This is a genomic window from Cedecea sp. P7760 (assembly GCF_013386425.1).
In the GTDB taxonomy this organism is placed as follows: Bacteria; Pseudomonadota; Gammaproteobacteria; order Enterobacterales; family Enterobacteriaceae; genus Cedecea; species Cedecea selenatireducens.
Genome location: NZ_JACARU010000005.1, coordinates 19,859 through 35,855, shown reverse-complemented (window position 1 = coordinate 35,855; position 15,997 = coordinate 19,859). Strand labels below are relative to the sequence as shown.

Below are 15,997 nucleotides of genomic sequence, written 5' to 3'. Positions count from 1 at the left end.
ACGGTCATGGCCACGCTGCCGGATAAAGAAAAACTGCTAAAAAACTTCAGCCGCTGTGCGAACTGGGAAGAGAAGTATCTCTACATTATTGAACTGGGTAGCCGCCTGCCGGAACTGGCGGCGGACCAGCACAAGCCGGAGAACATTATTCAGGGCTGCCAGAGTCAGGTGTGGATAGTCATGCACCAGCAGCCTGACGGGGTGATTATGCTGGAAGGTGACAGCGATGCCGCTATTGTTAAGGGGCTTATCGCTATCGTGTTTATTCTCTATCAGCAGATGACGCCGCAGGATATCGTGGCCTTTGATGTGCGACCGTGGTTTGAAAAAATGGCGCTCGCTCAGCACCTGACGCCGTCCCGTTCCCAGGGGCTGGAAGCGATGATTCGCTCAATTCGCAACAAAGCCTCCACTCTCAGCTAAGTTTAGCTAAACTTAATCATACCTATGGTCCTGTTTTGCGAGGTGGTTTTCCGCCTCGCTTGTTTTCAGCCTGCTGGCGCCCGCCAGCGCGACTACAGGAATAAAAAGTATGAAATACGCGTCTTTACTCACACTCGCCATCATCGGCGCGCTTAGCGCCATTCAACCCGCTTTAGCCCTTGATTATCCCTTACCGCCAGAAGGCAGCCGCCTGATTGGTCAAAACCAGACTTATACCGTCCAGGAAGGCGATCGTAACCTGCAGGCCATTGCCCGGCGTTTTGACACCGGCGCGATGCTGCTGCTTGAGGCGAATAACACCATCGCGCCGGTGCCCAGGTCCGGCACGGTGCTGACCATTCCCAGTCAGCTTCTGTTGCCCGATGTCCCGCGTGAAGGCATCGTGGTGAATCTGGCCGAACTGCGACTCTATTACTTCCCGCCGGGCCAGAATATCGTGCAGGTTTACCCGATTGGCATCGGCCTGCAGGGGCTGGAAACGCCGCTGATGACCACGAAAATCGGGCAAAAAATCCCTAATCCAACCTGGACCCCGACGGCGGGTATTCGCCAACGTTCGCTGGAGAGAGGGATCAAGCTGCCGCCTGTCGTGCCCGCGGGGCCAAATAACCCGCTGGGGCGTTTTGCCATGCGTCTGGCATATGGTAACGGGGAATATCTGATCCACGGCACCAGTGCCCCGGACAGCGTTGGGCTGCGCGTGAGTTCAGGGTGCATCAGGATGAACGCGCCTGATATTAAGGCGCTGTTCGAGCAGGCAAGAACGGGGACGCCGGTACGGGTGATTAACGATCCGGTTAAATTCTCCGTTGAGCCAAACGGCGTGCGCTATGTCGAAGTGCATCGGCCGCTTTCCCATGATGAGCAGCAGAATACCCAAACCATGCCTTACGTGCTGCCGGCCGGCTTTAGCGAATTCCGTGGCGGTGACGGCGTGGATAAACCTTTAGTGGAGAAGGCGCTGTACAGGCGTGCAGGCTATCCGGTGGTTGTGTCAGCCGGGCAAACGCCTGCGGCGGCGATAGCCGTGCAGTCGGCTAAGAATGGGGTGGTGAATGCGGAAGAGGCGACGAGCGCCACGCAGTAGCGATAAGAGGTAAAACGACAGGCAAAAAAAATGGCGCACATTGTGCGCCATTTTATACCAGTGACTCTTACTTACGGTAAGAGTGAGCCTGGTTGTCCAGACGCTGGTTAGCGCGAGCTGCGTCGTCTTTAGCAGCCTGAACGTCAGAACGCACTGCGTTCACGTCGTTGCTCAGCTGATCAACTTTAGCGTTCAGAGTCTGAACGTCAGAAGACAGTTGATCGATTTTAGCGTTAGAAGAACAACCTGCCAGCATAGTAGAAGCCAGGATTACCGCGCCCAGTACCAGTTTAGTACGATTCATTATTAATACCCTCTAGATTGAGTTAATCTCCATGTAGCGTTACAAGTATTACACAAACTTTTTTGTGATGAGAATAAATTTTTGTTGGGAATACCCTTAAATTTGATCGTTCGCTCAAAGAAGCACCGAACCGAGCCGGAAAGTTAAAAAAAACAGAGAAAACAGGGGAGTTTCATCGGATTCATCTTAATAAAAAGCAGGCTTAAATAGTAAAATTCGATTTGCTTTTTTATTAAGATCTGTTTGCTGCGGATATAAAAAAAGCGCCCGAAGGCGCTTTTTGGCAATTAAACTTGTTAACAAGTCAATTACAGAACATGTACCGACGCGGTGTTGGTGGTGCCGCTTGGGACCAGCGCGCCAGAAACCATCACCACGATGTCGCCTTTGCGAGCCAGGCCGCTTTCCAGCGCCACTTCTTTACCCATACGATAGAAGTCGTCGGTAGAGGCAATTTCTTTCACCATCTGCGTCACAACGCCTTTGCTCAGCACCAGCTGACGCGCGGTCACTTCGTTGGTGGTCAGCGCCAGGATGGTCGCGTTAGGGAAGTATTTACGCACGGCCTTCGCGGATTTACCGCCCTGGGTGGCAACCACGATCAGCGGCGCTTCCAGCTTCTCTGCGGTTTCAACAGCGCCACGGCAAACGGCTTCGGTGATGCGCAGTTTACGGCTGTCGTTGTTGTTGTCCAGACGGCTGCTCATCACGCGGTCGGTACGTTCGCAGATGGTTGCCATGATGGTCACAGCTTCCAGCGGGTATTTACCTTTTGCAGACTCACCGGACAGCATAACTGCGTCGGTGCCGTCGATGATGGCGTTAGCAACGTCACCGGCTTCCGCACGGGTAGGGCGTGGGTTTTTGATCATAGAGTCGAGCATCTGGGTCGCGGTGATAACCACTTTACGTGCACGAACACATTTCTCGATCATCATCTTCTGCGCGAAGATAACTTCTTCAACCGGGATTTCAACGCCCAGGTCGCCACGAGCAACCATGATGCCGTCAGACGCTTCGAGGATTTCGTCGAAGTTGTTCAGGCCTTCCTGGTTTTCAATTTTGGAGATGATCTGGATCTTCTCGCCGCCGTGAGCCTTCAGGTGCTCACGAATTTCAACCACGTCAGAACGCTTACGGATGAAGGAAGCAGCCACGAAGTCAACGCCCTGCTCGCAGCCGAAGATCAGGTCTTGTTTGTCTTTTTCAGCCAGCGCTGGCAGCGCGATGGACACGCCCGGCAGGTTAACGCCTTTGTTCTCGCCCAGGTCGCCGTTGTTCAGCACTTTACAAATTACTTTGTTACCTTCGATGGCGGTAACTTCCATGCCAATCAGGCCATCATCGACCAGTACGGTGTTGCCAACGGACAGATCGTTGGTGAAACCTTCGTAGGTTACCGCAACGATTTCGCTGTTACCGACTACGGATTTGTCGGTGGTGAAGGTAAAGGTTTGACCGGCTTTCAGCGCAACGTCGTTACCGCCTTCCAGCTTGATGGTACGGATTTCTGGGCCTTTGGTGTCCAGCAGGATAGCGGCTTTTTTACCGGTTTTAGCGACTACATTGCGCAGGTTTTTGATGCGCTGACCGTGTTCTTCATAGTCACCGTGGGAGAAGTTCAGACGCATTACGTTCATGCCCGCGTCGAGCATTTTGGTCAGCATCTCTTCAGATTCGGTTTTTGGACCGATGGTGCAAACGATTTTAGTCTTTTTCATGACAGTCTTATCTATAAGTTGAGGAGGATTGTTAAAACTCGGTTCCGGAAGACAGGGCTGCCGGAGCTTAAAAGAATACTGTGGTGTTGAACGTGGCACCTGGTAAGGATAGGTGACAGAAATAAAGCGTGCAGAGGAAAGTGTGCTTGTGGTTCAGCCGGGGAAAGCGTCAGACAATGTTGTTGTATAAAAAAGGAGTCCAATGAGCTGAAACCATTCAAGTTAAGAACGCGCGTAGTATAGATAAAGTTGAGTGGAAAAGGAACCAAAACCGCTGATTCAGCGACGGAGTGCACAGTTTTACAGCGAGTTGTTATCGGGGCGTTGCAAGATGTTTGTGGGGTTTCGGAAGTAATGAAAAGAAAAAGAAATGGTGCGTTCAATTGGACTCGAACCAACGACCCCCACCATGTCAAGGTGGTGCTCTAACCAACTGAGCTATGAACGCACTGGGTATGACTGATAAAAAAGTAAGTCATTGAGTTTGTTACTTTTTTAACTTCCACAGCGGGAAGTGACATTATTATGACTGGCGATTTGGGCGTTGACAAGCCCTGTTTTTGCCGTCTGATGAATGTTTGAGCTTTTTAGTTATTGTTCTGGCTGGCTTTATTCGCGCCGCGGCCGCCAAAACGTGTATCAGGCAAACGCGGGGGACAATCTCATGAGGACCATTATGGGCGCCGCATTTTCTGTCTGTCAGCGTGTGGCTAGATGCTCCACCAGGCTGTCGATAAACAGCCTGACTTTGGCCGGCAGATGTTTTCGATTAGGGTACACCACGTTCATGCTCAGAGGCGCGCCGCCTGATTCTGGCAGCACAGGCACCAGAGTGCCCTCTGCGACATACCGGGCCACCAGAAAAGCAGGCAGAAAAGCGATGCCTAAGCCTGCAACAGCGGCGGCGCAAATAGCTTCTCCACTGTCGAAGCGGATCCTGCTGTGCCCTTCAACCACCACGTTTTCATTGCCGGCCGTGAACAGCGTCCAGTCAGCCGTTTGCGGGCTCAGGCCGTAAATCAGGCGCTGGTGCAGGCGAAGATCTTCCGGCACGCCCGGCACGCCAGAGCTGGCCAGATAGTCCGGAGAGGCAAAAAGATGAGGGCGAATGCGCTGCACGGTTCGTGCAATAAGCTGCGAATCTTTCGGCAAATTGCCCAGTCGTAGGCTGAGATCGAACCCCTCTGCGACGAGGTCCACCACGCGGTCGGTGAAGTTGACTTCAATATCCAGCCGGGGCCACGTCGCCAGGGTGTGTTTCAGAAAGGGCAGTAGCACAACTTTGCCCCACGTTTCCGGGACGCTGAGCCGAAGCACTCCGCTGGGGCTGGAAAAATTCTGCCGGATGCTGGCTTCTGCTTCTTCAATATCCTGCAAAATCTGCGCACAGCGCTCATAAAAACCGTAGCCATCGCGGGTCAGAGCGACGCTTCGCGTTGTGCGGTTAAATAGTCGTGTTTCCAGCTGTGCTTCGAGGCGTGCAATCGCTTTACCCGCGGCGGAACGGGTTAATCCCAGCGCTTTTCCTCCGGCGACAAAGCTCCCGCTTTCCGCGATGGCCACGAAAACACGCAGGCTGCCGAGATCGAGTTCTGAATGGTTTTTAGCGCCTGAGCGGATCGGCATTGGTGAACCCTTTTCGTCAAATCATTGAGCATAATCTTTTTTGTTTAATCACAGTAGACAATGGAGAAATAAATGCTTCCTGATAACGCCCAGGCAGCCCTTAAGGGCTGGATAAAAGCCGCCGGGCCGGTTGTGAAGAAGGTGTATGGCCAGTCTGATACCGACTGGAAAGAGGTTCGGGCTGAGTATGTGAAACAGCTTGATAAATTGTTCCCTGCCGTGGAGGGTGCAACCTTTGCTCACGTCAGCCTGGGCGGCGTTGGGACAATGTTGGTCACGCCTGCGGAGGTCATTGATGGCCGGGTGATGCTTTACATTCATGGCGGTGGCTACGTTCACGGTGGGGTAGAAGCCTATCGGGGATTAACCGGACGTTATGCTTGCGGCCTGAAGGCTAAAGTGTTTGCGGTTGATTATCGTCAGGCGCCTGAGTTTCCTTTCCCGACGCCAATTGATGACGTATTTCAGGCCTACCGAACCTTGCTTGAGCAGGGTATAAATCCGCGCTCGCTGACTATCTCGGGGGATTCTGCCGGTGGCGCGATGGTTGTCACGCTGATGCGTAAAGCGCGCGATGCGGGCCTTGCATTACCCGCCGCCGCCGTGGCGATTTCGCCGTGGGCTAACTTAACGCATAGCGGCGCATCTGCAACGGTTCGGGATGGGCTGGATCCTTTATGCAGCGTAGCTTTCCTGAACCAACTGGCCCGAAGTTTTCTTGCCGGAGAGCTGCCCACACATCCGGACGCCTCTCCGGTTTTTGCCGATGTACAAGGACTTTCTCCCACGCTGATACAGGTTGGTGAAAACGAGGTGATGCTGAGCGACGCCATTCGCCTTGCGTCCCACATGAGCGAAAGCCGGGTTCGCACCACGCTGGAAGTTTGGCCGGAAATGTTTCACGTCTGGCATTTGTTTGCCGGGATATTGCCGGAGGCAGACCAGGCGCTGAGAAACGCGATAAGATTCCTGGAAGATGCGCTAAACCCGGGCAATATCGGGTGAGATAAAAATGATTCATCTGCGGGCGTGCGGATTGCGCGCCTTTGAATAATGGGGAGAGAAAGTCGTGTCAGACAGAGAAATTATTATGCCACCGTCCATGCAAGTGCTTGCTGAGCGGGCGGGTTATGCGCCCGCGGTGGTGGTAGGCAACACGGTTTATTGCGCGGGTCAGGTGGGGCGCTCGCCTGATTTACAGGTAATCACTGACCCAAGGGCGCAATTTATGGCCTGTTGGGAAAACCTGCGTCTGGTCCTGCAGGCAGCGGGCTGCAGCTTTGAGGATGTCGTGGAGATGACGACTTACCACGTAGACATGAAGGAACATATGGATGTTTTTCGGGAGGTGAAAGATGCCCTATTCCCGAGAGGGCACTGTGCCTGGACTTGCGTCGGGGTGTCCGAACTGGCTCGCCCGGGGCTGCTGGTAGAAGTGAAATGTATTGCTGTGAGAAGATTGGCGTAGCATAAAAAAACCGGCTGAGTAAGCCGGTCTTTTTATCAGATTTTGCAGGCGTCGCCGCAGTCGTCATCGGCCACTACGGACTGAGCTTTTTTGTCTGCGTCTTCCTGGCGCTCGGCGTTGCGCGCTTCGGCTTCATCTAATCCGGAAAAAACCAGATTATCGAGATCGATTTCCATAGGTCACCTGTCGTGGTTTAGTGAATAACTCGCTTTATGATATGCAACCTTTCGGGCTTTCGCATCCCAAAACACCGCCGGACGCTCAAAACGCTAAAATTGACGTTTTCATGCGCTACGGCTTGCGTGTAAAAATGAAATTTGGAGTTTATCAGGTTGAAGAAAAGCGAATACAGAAGGGAACTGCTTTAGCAAATATGGTGCGTCCGAGTGGACTCGAACCACCGACCCCCACCATGTCAAGGTGGTGCTCTAACCAACTGAGCTACGGACGCACTGAATATCTGAAAATGGTGCGTTCAATTGGACTCGAACCAACGACCCCCACCATGTCAAGGTGGTGCTCTAACCAACTGAGCTATGAACGCATTGTTGTCTTGGCGACAGCGGGGACGAATATTAGCGATACACCTCGGGGCTTGCAAGGGGAAACTCGCAATTTTATTCCAGATTTCACGCAATTGCCGAGCATCTGCGCAGAGTGTTGAGAAAGTAGCCGCTGACGCGGCCACTTCTGTTTAATTAACGTGCAGCACGCTGCAGTATAGTGACGGAAGGCTGACGTTGCAGCCAGCGCATGCGCAGCATCATCAGAATAGCGGCGGAGGTCAGGCCGACAATAAAGCCAATCCAGAACCCTGCCGGCCCCATCGGTTCAACCACCCAGTCGGTAAGCGCCAGCACATAGCCGCTCGGCAGACCGAGCACCCAATAGGCGATAAAGGTGATAAAGAAGATCGAACGCGTATCTTTATAGCCGCGCAGCACGCCGCTGCCGATAACCTGAATCGAGTCGGAGATTTGATAAATCGCCGCCAGCAGCATCAGGTGCGCAGCCAGCGCCACAACCGCCGGGTTGTCGTTATAAAGCAGTGCGATGTGCTCGCGGAAGGTGACGGTAAACAGCGCCGTACACATCGCCAGGCAAATCGCCACGCCAACGCCGGTGCGGGCGGCGACCTGCGCGTCCAGGGTTGAGCCCTGGCCAAGGCGGAAGCCAACCCGGATGGTCACCGCTGCGCCTAATGAAAGCGGTAACACAAACATCAGCGAGCTAAAGTTAAGCGCAATCTGGTGGCCGGCAACGTCGGTAATGCCGAGTGGAGACACAAGCAGGGCGACGACGGCGAACAGCGTCACTTCGAAGAATAACGCCAGCGCAATCGGCAGCCCAAGCTGGCTTAAACGTTTAAGCACCGCCCAGTCCGGTTTACTGAAATCGTCCGGGTTTTTAATGTCGCGCATCGAGCGGGCTTTCTTGATATAGGAAAGCATGCTGAAGAACATCACCCAGTAAACCGCCGCCGTTGCCACACCGCAGCCCACGCCGCCCAATTCCGGCATGCCGAAATGGCCGTAAATAAAGATATAGTTAACCGGAATGTTCACCAGCAGGCCAATAAAGCCCATCACCATGCCAGGCTTGGTTTTTGCCAGGCCTTCGCACTGGTTACGTCCTACCTGGAAGAACAGATAACCCGGTGCCCCCCAAAGCAGCGCGCGCAGGTAACGTACGGCTTTATCCGCCAGTTCCGGATCGATGTTGTGCATGGCATGAATGATATAGCCCGCGTTCCAGAGCACCACCATCACCAGCACGGAGACCATGCCGGCCAGCCAGAATCCCTGGCGAACCTGGTGCGCAATGCGCTCGCGTCGGCCCGAGCCGTTAAGTTGCGCCACGGTTGGCGTTAAGGCCAATAGCAGCCCGTGGCCAAAGAGAATTGCGGGCAGCCAGATAGAGGTGCCGATGGCAACGGCCGCCATGTCGGTAGCGCTGTAGCCACCGGCCATGACGGTATCGACGAATCCCATTGCGGTTTGAGCGACCTGCGCGATGATGACAGGTATCGCCAGAGCAAGGAGCTGGCGAGCTTCGGTGAGGTACTTCTGCATGTTTACACCTGATTATTTTTATATGTATTAGAGACTAAAAAAGCCGCCAAAACAGGCAGCAAGAAGATGAACAGGGGAGATAGCCAGTCTATTGTAGCGAGAGTTTATTTATACGCCAGTCAAAAATATAGCGTGAGCACGAGGAGCGCTGGCAAGCTTATTTTCCAACTGCTAAAGTGCGAAAATGTCTGTTAAAGGCGGTAGCGTTACCGCATGTGATTTACCAGGAGTTTTTAGATGTTTACAGGTATTGTGCAGGGCACGGCTACCCTGGTTTCCATCGATGAGAAACCGAATTTCCGCACCCACGTTATTGATATGCCAACTGAAATGCTGCCAGACCTTGAAACCGGTGCTTCGGTAGCGCACAACGGCTGCTGCCTGACGGTGACCGAAATTAACGGGAATCACGTCAGCTTTGACCTGATGAAAGAGACGCTGCGTATTACCAACCTCGGTGAGTTAAACGTGGGCGACAGCGTTAACGTAGAGCGTGCGGCCAAATTTAACGATGAAATCGGCGGCCATTTAATGTCGGGCCATATTATGACCACGGCAGAAATTTCTAAAATTCTGACCTCAGAAAATAACCGCCAAATCTGGTTTAAGATTCAGGATAAAGCCCTGATGAAATACATCCTTTATAAAGGATACGTGGGCATCGACGGTATTAGCCTGACGGTGGGTGAGGTAACGGCAACGCGTTTTTGTGTACACCTGATCCCAGAAACGCTGGAGCGTACTACTCTCGGCGCTAAAAAGCTGGGGCAGCGCGTGAACATTGAAATCGACCCGCAGACCCAGGCGATTGTCGACACCGTTGAGCGCGTGTTGGCCAGCCGCGAGGCGGCGCTGGTGGCGGCAATTCCTGCCGGCGAATAAACGTTTCAAGCCATAACAAAACGGGGCCATTTGGCCCCGTTTTTGTTTGTTAGTCCTGCTCGTTAAACCCGTTTTCTGCGGCGGTTTTCATAAACCATTCGCCGCTTTTCTTGATGGTACGCTGCTGGGTATTGAGATCCAGCGAGACAAATCCATAGCGGTTTTTGTAGGCGTTGCACCAGGACCAGTTATCAATAAAGGTCCACATATGGTAGCCAAGACAGTTGCTGCCCTCGCTGATGCCTTTATGCAGCCACTTCAGATGGTCGCGGACGAAATCGATGCGGTAATCATCGTCTATCTGCCCGGCCTTGATAAAGCGCTGCTCGTTTTCCACGCCCATGCCATTTTCTGAAATATAGCAGGCCGGGTTGCCGTAGTTTTCGCGCAGATTGGTCAGGATATCGTAGATCCCACGCTCGTAAATCTCCCAGCCGCGATAAGGGTTCATTTTGCGCCCAGGCATCTCATAGGACTCAAAGAACCACTCCGGCATAAACGGACTCTCCGGGTTAACCAGCGTGTCGCGGCATTTAATGCGGCGCGGCTGGTAGTAGTTAATGCCGAGCAGGTCTACGACGCCTGCGGCAAGCAGGGCTTTATCTTCCGGCTGGCAGGCCGGCAGCTTATCGTGCTCTTTCAGGAAGGCAATAAGCTCTGCAGGGTATTCGCCACGCAGCGCCGGGTCGAGGAAGCTGCGGTTGAACATCAGGTCAGCCAGGTTTGCCGCCTTCACGTCTGCAGGGTTCTGCGAGCGCGGGTAAGAAGGCGTTAAGTTAAGAATGATGCCAATCTGACCGTCGTCATTACGCGCGTGGTAAGCCTTAACCGCTTTCGCATGGGCAATCATGGTGTGGTAGGCCACGGTTACCGCGCGGTTGAAATCCACCACGTTAGGGTAGTGGTAGTCATAGAGGTAGCCGCATTCAACCGGCACAACCGGCTCGTTAAAGGTAAACCAGTGCTTCACGCGGTCGCCGAACAGTTCAAAGCAGGTATTGGCGTAGGCGGCATAAGCGTCAACCACTTCACGGCTTTCCCAGCCGCCTTTTTCCTGCATCACCATTGGCATATCAAAATGGTACAGGTTAATAAACGGCTTAATGCCCTGGGCTAACAGCTCGTCAATCACCTTATTGTAGAACTCCACCGCCAGCGGGTTGACTTCGCCGGTGCCGTCCGGGATCAGGCGAGCCCAGGATATCGAGGTGCGGAAGGTATTATGGTTGAGCTTTTTCAGCAGGGCGATGTCCTGCTTCCAGCGCTGATAGAACGTGGAGGTATTTTGCGGCCCGACGCCGTGGTGGAAACGGTTCGGCTGCTCGACGAACCATCGATCCCAGATGGTTTCAGACTTGCCAAAATTCAGCGCTTCACCTTCGGTTTGTGGGCCGGAAGCGGCGCTGCCCCACCAGAAATGCTCAGGAAATGCGTATTTCATCGTTATCCTCACGGTCAGGCCTGTCATCTCCGACAGGCAATCATTTATTCGCTCAATGTCGTGATTGTCTGTGATTGATGAAACCGGTTTCTATGGCAGGAAACGATATCTGTTAAGCAGATCAAGCCGCCACGCTCAGACAGGCCTAAACCTGTGAGGCTAATCACATTGGTGCGCAAGGAGAGACAATTGAAAATGAAAAAACCCGGCAAACGCCGGGCTGGTTTTAGCGAGGAACGCGCAGACCGTGCTCGATGCCGCGGCTGAAGACTACCTGCCAAAGTTGGATATCGCGTGCCCGGAAAGCACCGGCGCAGGCGTTCAGGTAGTAGCTAAACATCCTTTTAAAGCGTTCAGAGTAGTTATCGGCGATTTCCGGCCAGCTGGCGAGAAAACGTTCGTGCCAGGCCATCAGCGTTTTGTCATAGTCGGCGCCGAAGTTGTGCCAGTCTTCCATCACAAAATGCGGCTCGCTGGCGTCGGCAATCTGACGCACAGAAGGCAGGCAACCGTTAGGGAAAATGTACTTATTAATCCACGGATCGACGTTGTTGTCGGTCTTTTTAGAACCTATCGTGTGCAGCAGGAAAATACCGTCTGGTTTGAGATTGCGGTCGGCAACCTCAAAGTAGGTGGCATAATTTTTTGGCCCAACGTGCTCAAACATCCCGACGGAGACAATGCGGTCAAATTGCTCATTCAGGTCGCGGTAATCCTGCAGAAGGATGGTCACATCCAGGCCTTTGCAGCGCGCCTGCGCCATTTTTTGTTGTTCCGCAGAGATGGTGACGCCGAAGACTGAAACGTCGTAGTTTCGCGCGGCATACTCGGCAAGACCGCCCCAACCACAGCCGATGTCCAGCAGCTTCATGCCGGGTTTAAGCTGAAGTTTTTCGCAGATCATTTTGAGCTTGGCGTCCTGCGCTTCGCTGAGATTGGTGGCTTCTTTCCAGTAGCCGCAGGAATACTGCATGTGCTTGTCGAGCATCCGGTTGAACAGGTCGTTGCCAAGATCGTAATGCTCTTTGCCGACTATCCAGGCGCGTTTCTTCGACTGCAGGTTAACCAGCCTTGCCGCCGCGATACGCAGGGTATCTTTGAAATGATGGGGCAGTTGATTTTCCAGCCCGGCGCGCAGGACTTTGGTGAAAAAGATATCCAGCCGTTCGCATTCCCACCAGCCGTCCATATAGCTTTCGCCAAGGCCGAGGGAACCTTCCTGCAGAACGCGTTTAAAAAAATCCGGGTTTTTAACCTGAATATCGAAAGGGTTTGAGCCGTTGAGCGTAATACCTGCCCGACTCAGCATTTCATTTGCGATACGATACCATTCGTTATCTCGTACGCTCACTTCTTCTATACACGATGAACTCATAGCTTCTCCATCACCTTGTTGTGATCAGAACCTTAAAACAGCGTAGACGCTATTCACGGCTTGTGAGAACTCTCACGGAAAAATCCGCGTGCCTGATATCCGACGTAGAACAGAGAAAGGAAGGATTCTCCCTTACTGAAAGGCCATCCATGGAAAAACGGAAGCGCTCCGGCTTCCGCAAAAATAAAATTGATAAGGCTTATAGCAGAACCGCCATTACTATAAGCCCGTTTTATTGAGGGTTCAACGGAATATTGTTAGCAAGCTAATCACACAACATTCACATTATCGCTGCTGTTACTGTGCGTTAGAAAACTCGCGGCGCGTTTTGCTTTCAGCCTCTCGATCCGCTGTTTTCTGCAGGGCATACCCCAGCGCGGCAAGCAGGATAGTCGCCAGCATCACGCTGGTGGTGGTGATAAGCGGGGTCGTCACCAGCCAGGAAACCATCAGGCTTGCGAGGAAGCAAAGCCCAAGCTGAAGGGTGTTTTGCAGCGCTGCTGCTTTCCCGGTTGCCTGCGGGAACGGCAGCAGCGCAGAGGCGACAACGATCGGGTAGATGGCACCGTTTGCCGCAGCCATGATGCAGAACGGGATCAGCAACAGCGTCAGGTCAGCATAGCCGCTGACCGCCACGCCCCACGTCGCCACAACGCTCAGGGCATAAAGCGCTAGCAGCCACGGCAGCAGTTGCTTGCCGTTCCATTTTTGCAGCGCGCTGCGGCAGCCATAGCCGCCCACCAGGAAAGCGACCGTCTGCGGCATATAGCTCAGGCCAATCGCTGCCGGGCCGTAGCCCATCTCATTCAGGATAAACGGCGAGCCGGTCAGCCAGGCGAAGAAGCTGGCGGAGCAGGCGGCGTAAATCAGCACGTTACCGCCGTAAATACGAGAGCGTAATAAAGAGAAGAAGCTGACCTTGTTGTCTGCGGTTTGCTCGTGGTGCTGAGTACGAGGCTTGAGGCGTAGCGTAGGGATCATCAGCAGCAAAGCGATGGCAAACAGTACGGCAAAAATGGCCTGCCATTCAAAATGGTTCAGCAGCCAGCTTCCCAGCAGCGGTGCCAGCGCCGGAGAAAGCCCTACCAGCGGCATAATCGTGGCAAAGATACGGCCTGCACGGTTGGCCGGGTAATAGTCGGTTACCAGCGCCTGCCAGCTGACCGCGGCGGAACAAACGCCCACGGCCTGGATAAAACGCAGGACCAGAAGCGACGTTGCATCCCGCACCCAAAGCATCCCGATGCAGCCGACGGCAAACATCGCCAGGCCAATCAGCAGCACGGGTTTACGCCCGAAGCGATCGGAAAGTGGCCCCCAGACAAGCTGGGCAAAGGCAAAGCCCGCCAGGAACAGGCTCAGGCTGGCGCTCACCGCCGAGGCGTTAGTCCCCAGGTCTTGCTGAATGGCCGCAAAGGCGGGCAGGTACATGTCTGTGGCGAGAAAGCCGAGTACGCTCAGGCCAGCCAGCCAGATAAGAAATCCCTTTGATGGTTGCATATTTCACTCTTGATTTTGATAGCAGGTTAACGGGGCAGGAGTCTACGGAGTGCAAAACCGCTTGTGAAACGCTAATATTTGCGCGTTGCATTCAAATTTTTTGCAGGCAAAAAACATGTGGTCTGAATATTCTCTCGAAGTCGTGGATGCCGTGGCGCGCAACGGCAGTTTCAGCGGGGCAGCGCAGGAGTTGCATCGTGTGCCTTCTGCCATCAGCTATACCGTGCGCCAACTTGAAGAGTGGCTGGCCGTACCGCTGTTTGAACGACGTCATCGGGACGTTGAGCTGACCGCCGCTGGGGCTTTCTTTCTTAAAGAAGGGCGTTCTGTTATCAAAAAAATGATGGCAACGCGCCAGCAGTGCCAGCAGATAGCCAACGGCTGGCGCGGGCATCTCTCCATCGCGGTAGATAATATCGTGAAGCCGGAGCGTACTCGCCAGCTAGTGCTCGATTTTTATCGTCATTTCCCGGACATCGAGCTGAGGGTGTTTCAGGAGGTTTTCAACGGCGTGTGGGATGCGCTGGCGGACGGGCGCGTTGAGGCGGCGATAGGCGCAACGCAGGCGATCCCCGTCGGAGGGCGCTACGCGTTTCGGGACATGGGCGCACTGAGCTGGCGCTGCGTGGTGGCGGCAGACCATCCGCTTGCGCAACACGAGGAGATCATCCTTGATGATGAAATTCGGCCCTGGCCGTCGCTGGTGCTGGAGGACACGTCCCGCTCGTTGCCCAAGCGCATTACCTGGCTTCTGGACAACCAGCGCCGCGTGGTGGTGCCGGACTGGGCGTCGGGCGCCGATTGCCTGACGGCAGGATTATGCATTGGCATGGTGCCCACGCACATTGCGAAACCGTGGCTCGAACGTGGCGACTGGAAAGAGTTGAGGCTGGAGAACCCGTTCCCGGATGCGGCCTGTTGCCTGACGTGGCGGCAGGATGACGCCTCGCCTGCGTTGAGCTGGCTGCTGGACTATTTAGGGGACAGTGAGACGATGAATCAGGAATGGCTCCAGGAGCCGGGGAACGAATCCCGGGCTCCTGAAGAGGCTTAGCGGCGGTAATCGCGGAACGGGCCGTCGGCCACCGAGCGGCGTTCGATGAGGCGAGGATGGACTTCTATGGTCTGCGACTCTTCCCGTTTGTTGATAATGCGGTCGAGCAGCATGTTAAAGGCCGTTTCACCGAGGCGTTCTTTTGGCTGATGGATTGTGGTCAGCGCCGGAGAGAAATAGCGGGCGTTGCGCACGTTATCGTAGCCGATAATCGAGATATCCTGCGGCACGCGCAGCCCCATCTCATCCGCTGCGCAAATCGCACCCATTGCCATAATATCGCCGCCGCAGAAGACCGCAGTAGGACGATGCGGTTGATTAAGCAGCTGCTGCATGGCGCGATAGCCAGATTCCGGCTCGAAGTCGCCCTGAACCACCCAATTTTCCGGCACTTTGATATTGGCTTCTTCAAGCGCTTTCAGGAAGCCAGCGTGACGACCACCGCCGGTGTTACGCTCCAGCTGGCCCGGGATCGCACCGATGTCGCGGTGTCCGCGCTCAATCAGGTAACGGCCTGCGAGATAACCGCCGTGGAAGGCGTTATCGACCACGGAGTCGGTAAAATCGGCGCGGGCTTCGCCCCAGTCCATCACCACCATAGGAATATGACGGTACTCTTCCAGCGTAGAGAGCAGGGTCTGTGGATATTCGGAGCACATGACCAGCAGGCCATCGACGCGTTTTTGCGCCATCATCGACAGGTAGGCTTGCTGCTTCTCAAAGTTGTTGTGCGCGTTGCCGAGGATCAGGGTGTAGCCTTTGGCGAAGCAGCTGTTCTCAACCGACTCGATAATTTCAGCAAAATAGGGCGCTTCGCTGGAGGTAGCGAGCAGGCCAATCGATTTGGTGTGGTTGACCTTCAGGCTGCGCGCCACGGCGCTCGGCGAATAGTGCAGCTCTTTGATAGCTGCCCAGACGGCGTTGCGCGTCTCTTCCGCCACAAAACGGGTCTTGTTAATGACATGTGACACAGTGGTAGTGGAAACGTTTGCGCGCTTCGCTACGTCCTTAATGGTTGCCATT

General features: G+C 54.2%; 15 protein-coding genes and 3 tRNA genes. 6 read left to right on the top strand and 12 right to left on the bottom strand.

Going from position 1 to position 15,997, the window contains the following annotated elements:
- Window positions 1–6 precede the first annotated feature (6 nt).
- The gene (sufE, locus tag HX778_RS01570; RefSeq protein WP_038473252.1) at window positions 7–423 is read left to right on the top strand and encodes a cysteine desulfuration protein SufE; all 417 of its coding nucleotides are present in this window, start codon (window positions 7–9) and stop codon (window positions 421–423) included.
- A 109-nt stretch (window positions 424–532) separates the two neighbouring features.
- Window positions 533–1,531, top strand: a complete 999-nt coding sequence (locus HX778_RS01565) for a L,D-transpeptidase family protein (RefSeq protein WP_176981134.1) — start codon at window positions 533–535, stop codon at window positions 1,529–1,531.
- A 67-nt stretch (window positions 1,532–1,598) separates the two neighbouring features.
- On the opposite strand, the gene HX778_RS01560 is transcribed toward HX778_RS01565, so the two are convergent.
- From HX778_RS01560 to HX778_RS01545, 4 genes are all read right to left on the bottom strand, one after another.
- A complete protein-coding gene (locus tag HX778_RS01560; RefSeq protein ID WP_008456504.1) occupies window positions 1,599–1,835 on the bottom strand; it encodes a major outer membrane lipoprotein in 237 nt (78 codons plus the stop codon).
- A gap of 308 nt (window positions 1,836–2,143) precedes the next feature.
- Window positions 2,144–3,556 carry a pyruvate kinase PykF gene (pykF, locus tag HX778_RS01555; RefSeq protein ID WP_038473246.1) on the bottom strand — a complete coding sequence of 471 codons (1,413 nt, stop codon included), beginning with the start codon at window positions 3,554–3,556 and terminating at the stop codon, window positions 2,144–2,146.
- A 371-nt stretch (window positions 3,557–3,927) separates the two neighbouring features.
- Window positions 3,928–4,004: transfer RNA gene (locus HX778_RS01550), tRNA-Val, on the bottom strand.
- Window positions 4,005–4,255: 251 nt separating this feature from the next.
- On the bottom strand, window positions 4,256–5,182 hold the full coding sequence (locus tag HX778_RS01545; protein WP_052048960.1) for a LysR family transcriptional regulator: 927 nt from the start codon (window positions 5,180–5,182) through the stop codon (window positions 4,256–4,258).
- A 72-nt stretch (window positions 5,183–5,254) separates the two neighbouring features.
- Between HX778_RS01545 and HX778_RS01540 the strand changes: the two genes are divergently transcribed.
- A complete protein-coding gene (locus HX778_RS01540) occupies window positions 5,255–6,187 on the top strand; it encodes an alpha/beta hydrolase (RefSeq protein WP_038473243.1) in 933 nt (310 codons plus the stop codon).
- Window positions 6,188–6,251: 64 nt separating this feature from the next.
- Window positions 6,252–6,650, top strand: coding sequence for a RidA family protein (locus tag HX778_RS01535; RefSeq protein ID WP_038473241.1), 399 nt, complete (start codon window positions 6,252–6,254; stop codon window positions 6,648–6,650).
- A gap of 35 nt (window positions 6,651–6,685) precedes the next feature.
- Here HX778_RS01535 and HX778_RS01530 read toward each other — a convergent pair whose 3' ends face one another.
- From HX778_RS01530 to mdtK, 4 genes are all read right to left on the bottom strand, one after another.
- Window positions 6,686–6,826, bottom strand: a complete 141-nt coding sequence (locus HX778_RS01530) for a hypothetical protein (protein ID WP_144244023.1) — start codon at window positions 6,824–6,826, stop codon at window positions 6,686–6,688.
- A gap of 198 nt (window positions 6,827–7,024) precedes the next feature.
- Window positions 7,025–7,101: transfer RNA gene (locus HX778_RS01525), tRNA-Val, on the bottom strand.
- Window positions 7,102–7,117: 16 nt separating this feature from the next.
- Window positions 7,118–7,194, bottom strand: a tRNA-Val gene (locus HX778_RS01520).
- A gap of 154 nt (window positions 7,195–7,348) precedes the next feature.
- Complete coding sequence (gene mdtK, locus HX778_RS01515; protein ID WP_038473238.1) at window positions 7,349–8,722, bottom strand: MdtK family multidrug efflux MATE transporter; 1,374 nt, start codon at window positions 8,720–8,722, stop codon at window positions 7,349–7,351.
- Between the two features lie 237 nt (window positions 8,723–8,959).
- Between mdtK and HX778_RS01510 the strand changes: the two genes are divergently transcribed.
- Entirely contained in the window at window positions 8,960–9,604 is a 645-nt protein-coding gene (locus HX778_RS01510; protein WP_038473236.1) for a riboflavin synthase, read from the top strand.
- A 49-nt stretch (window positions 9,605–9,653) separates the two neighbouring features.
- Here HX778_RS01510 and HX778_RS01505 read toward each other — a convergent pair whose 3' ends face one another.
- The 3 genes from HX778_RS01505 to punC all read right to left on the bottom strand — a co-directional run bounded on the left by HX778_RS01505 (window position 9,654) and on the right by punC (window position 13,920).
- The gene (locus HX778_RS01505; RefSeq protein WP_176981133.1) at window positions 9,654–11,045 is read right to left on the bottom strand and encodes a glycoside hydrolase family 1 protein; all 1,392 of its coding nucleotides are present in this window, start codon (window positions 11,043–11,045) and stop codon (window positions 9,654–9,656) included.
- A 226-nt stretch (window positions 11,046–11,271) separates the two neighbouring features.
- Window positions 11,272–12,420, bottom strand: coding sequence for a cyclopropane fatty acyl phospholipid synthase (gene cfa / locus HX778_RS01500; protein ID WP_038473231.1), 1,149 nt, complete (start codon window positions 12,418–12,420; stop codon window positions 11,272–11,274).
- Window positions 12,421–12,717: 297 nt separating this feature from the next.
- Window positions 12,718–13,920 (bottom strand): purine nucleoside transporter PunC, encoded by a 1,203-nt coding sequence (gene punC / locus HX778_RS01495; protein ID WP_176981132.1) that lies wholly within the window; start codon window positions 13,918–13,920, stop codon window positions 12,718–12,720.
- A gap of 115 nt (window positions 13,921–14,035) precedes the next feature.
- On the opposite strand from punC, the gene punR reads away from it, so the two are divergent.
- Window positions 14,036–14,974 (top strand): DNA-binding transcriptional activator PunR, encoded by a 939-nt coding sequence (punR, locus tag HX778_RS01490; protein ID WP_176981131.1) that lies wholly within the window; start codon window positions 14,036–14,038, stop codon window positions 14,972–14,974.
- On the opposite strand, the gene purR is transcribed toward punR, so the two are convergent.
- Window positions 14,971–15,996 carry an HTH-type transcriptional repressor PurR gene (gene purR, locus HX778_RS01485; protein WP_038473223.1) on the bottom strand — a complete coding sequence of 342 codons (1,026 nt, stop codon included), beginning with the start codon at window positions 15,994–15,996 and terminating at the stop codon, window positions 14,971–14,973. The genes punR and purR overlap by 4 nt on opposite strands.
- Window position 15,997 lies beyond the last annotated feature (1 nt).

What these genes read in the sequence shown, in the direction of transcription:
- sufE (WP_038473252.1), top strand. Translation starts at nt 7, where the DNA reads ATGGCCACGCTGCCGGATAAAGAAAAACTGCTAAAAAACTTCAGCCGC.
- HX778_RS01565 (WP_176981134.1), top strand. Translation starts at nt 533, where the DNA reads ATGAAATACGCGTCTTTACTCACACTCGCCATCATCGGCGCGCTTAGC.
- HX778_RS01560 (WP_008456504.1), bottom strand. Translation starts at nt 1,835, where the DNA reads ATGAATCGTACTAAACTGGTACTGGGCGCGGTAATCCTGGCTTCTACT.
- pykF (WP_038473246.1), bottom strand. Translation starts at nt 3,556, where the DNA reads ATGAAAAAGACTAAAATCGTTTGCACCATCGGTCCAAAAACCGAATCT.
- HX778_RS01545 (WP_052048960.1), bottom strand. Translation starts at nt 5,182, where the DNA reads ATGCCGATCCGCTCAGGCGCTAAAAACCATTCAGAACTCGATCTCGGC.
- HX778_RS01540 (WP_038473243.1), top strand. Translation starts at nt 5,255, where the DNA reads ATGCTTCCTGATAACGCCCAGGCAGCCCTTAAGGGCTGGATAAAAGCC.
- HX778_RS01530 (WP_144244023.1), bottom strand. Translation starts at nt 6,826, where the DNA reads ATGGAAATCGATCTCGATAATCTGGTTTTTTCCGGATTAGATGAAGCC.
- mdtK (WP_038473238.1), bottom strand. Translation starts at nt 8,722, where the DNA reads ATGCAGAAGTACCTCACCGAAGCTCGCCAGCTCCTTGCTCTGGCGATA.
- HX778_RS01510 (WP_038473236.1), top strand. Translation starts at nt 8,960, where the DNA reads ATGTTTACAGGTATTGTGCAGGGCACGGCTACCCTGGTTTCCATCGAT.
- HX778_RS01505 (WP_176981133.1), bottom strand. Translation starts at nt 11,045, where the DNA reads ATGAAATACGCATTTCCTGAGCATTTCTGGTGGGGCAGCGCCGCTTCC.
- cfa (WP_038473231.1), bottom strand. Translation starts at nt 12,420, where the DNA reads ATGAGTTCATCGTGTATAGAAGAAGTGAGCGTACGAGATAACGAATGG.
- punC (WP_176981132.1), bottom strand. Translation starts at nt 13,920, where the DNA reads ATGCAACCATCAAAGGGATTTCTTATCTGGCTGGCTGGCCTGAGCGTA.
- punR (WP_176981131.1), top strand. Translation starts at nt 14,036, where the DNA reads ATGTGGTCTGAATATTCTCTCGAAGTCGTGGATGCCGTGGCGCGCAAC.
- purR (WP_038473223.1), bottom strand. Translation starts at nt 15,996, where the DNA reads ATGGCAACCATTAAGGACGTAGCGAAGCGCGCAAACGTTTCCACTACC.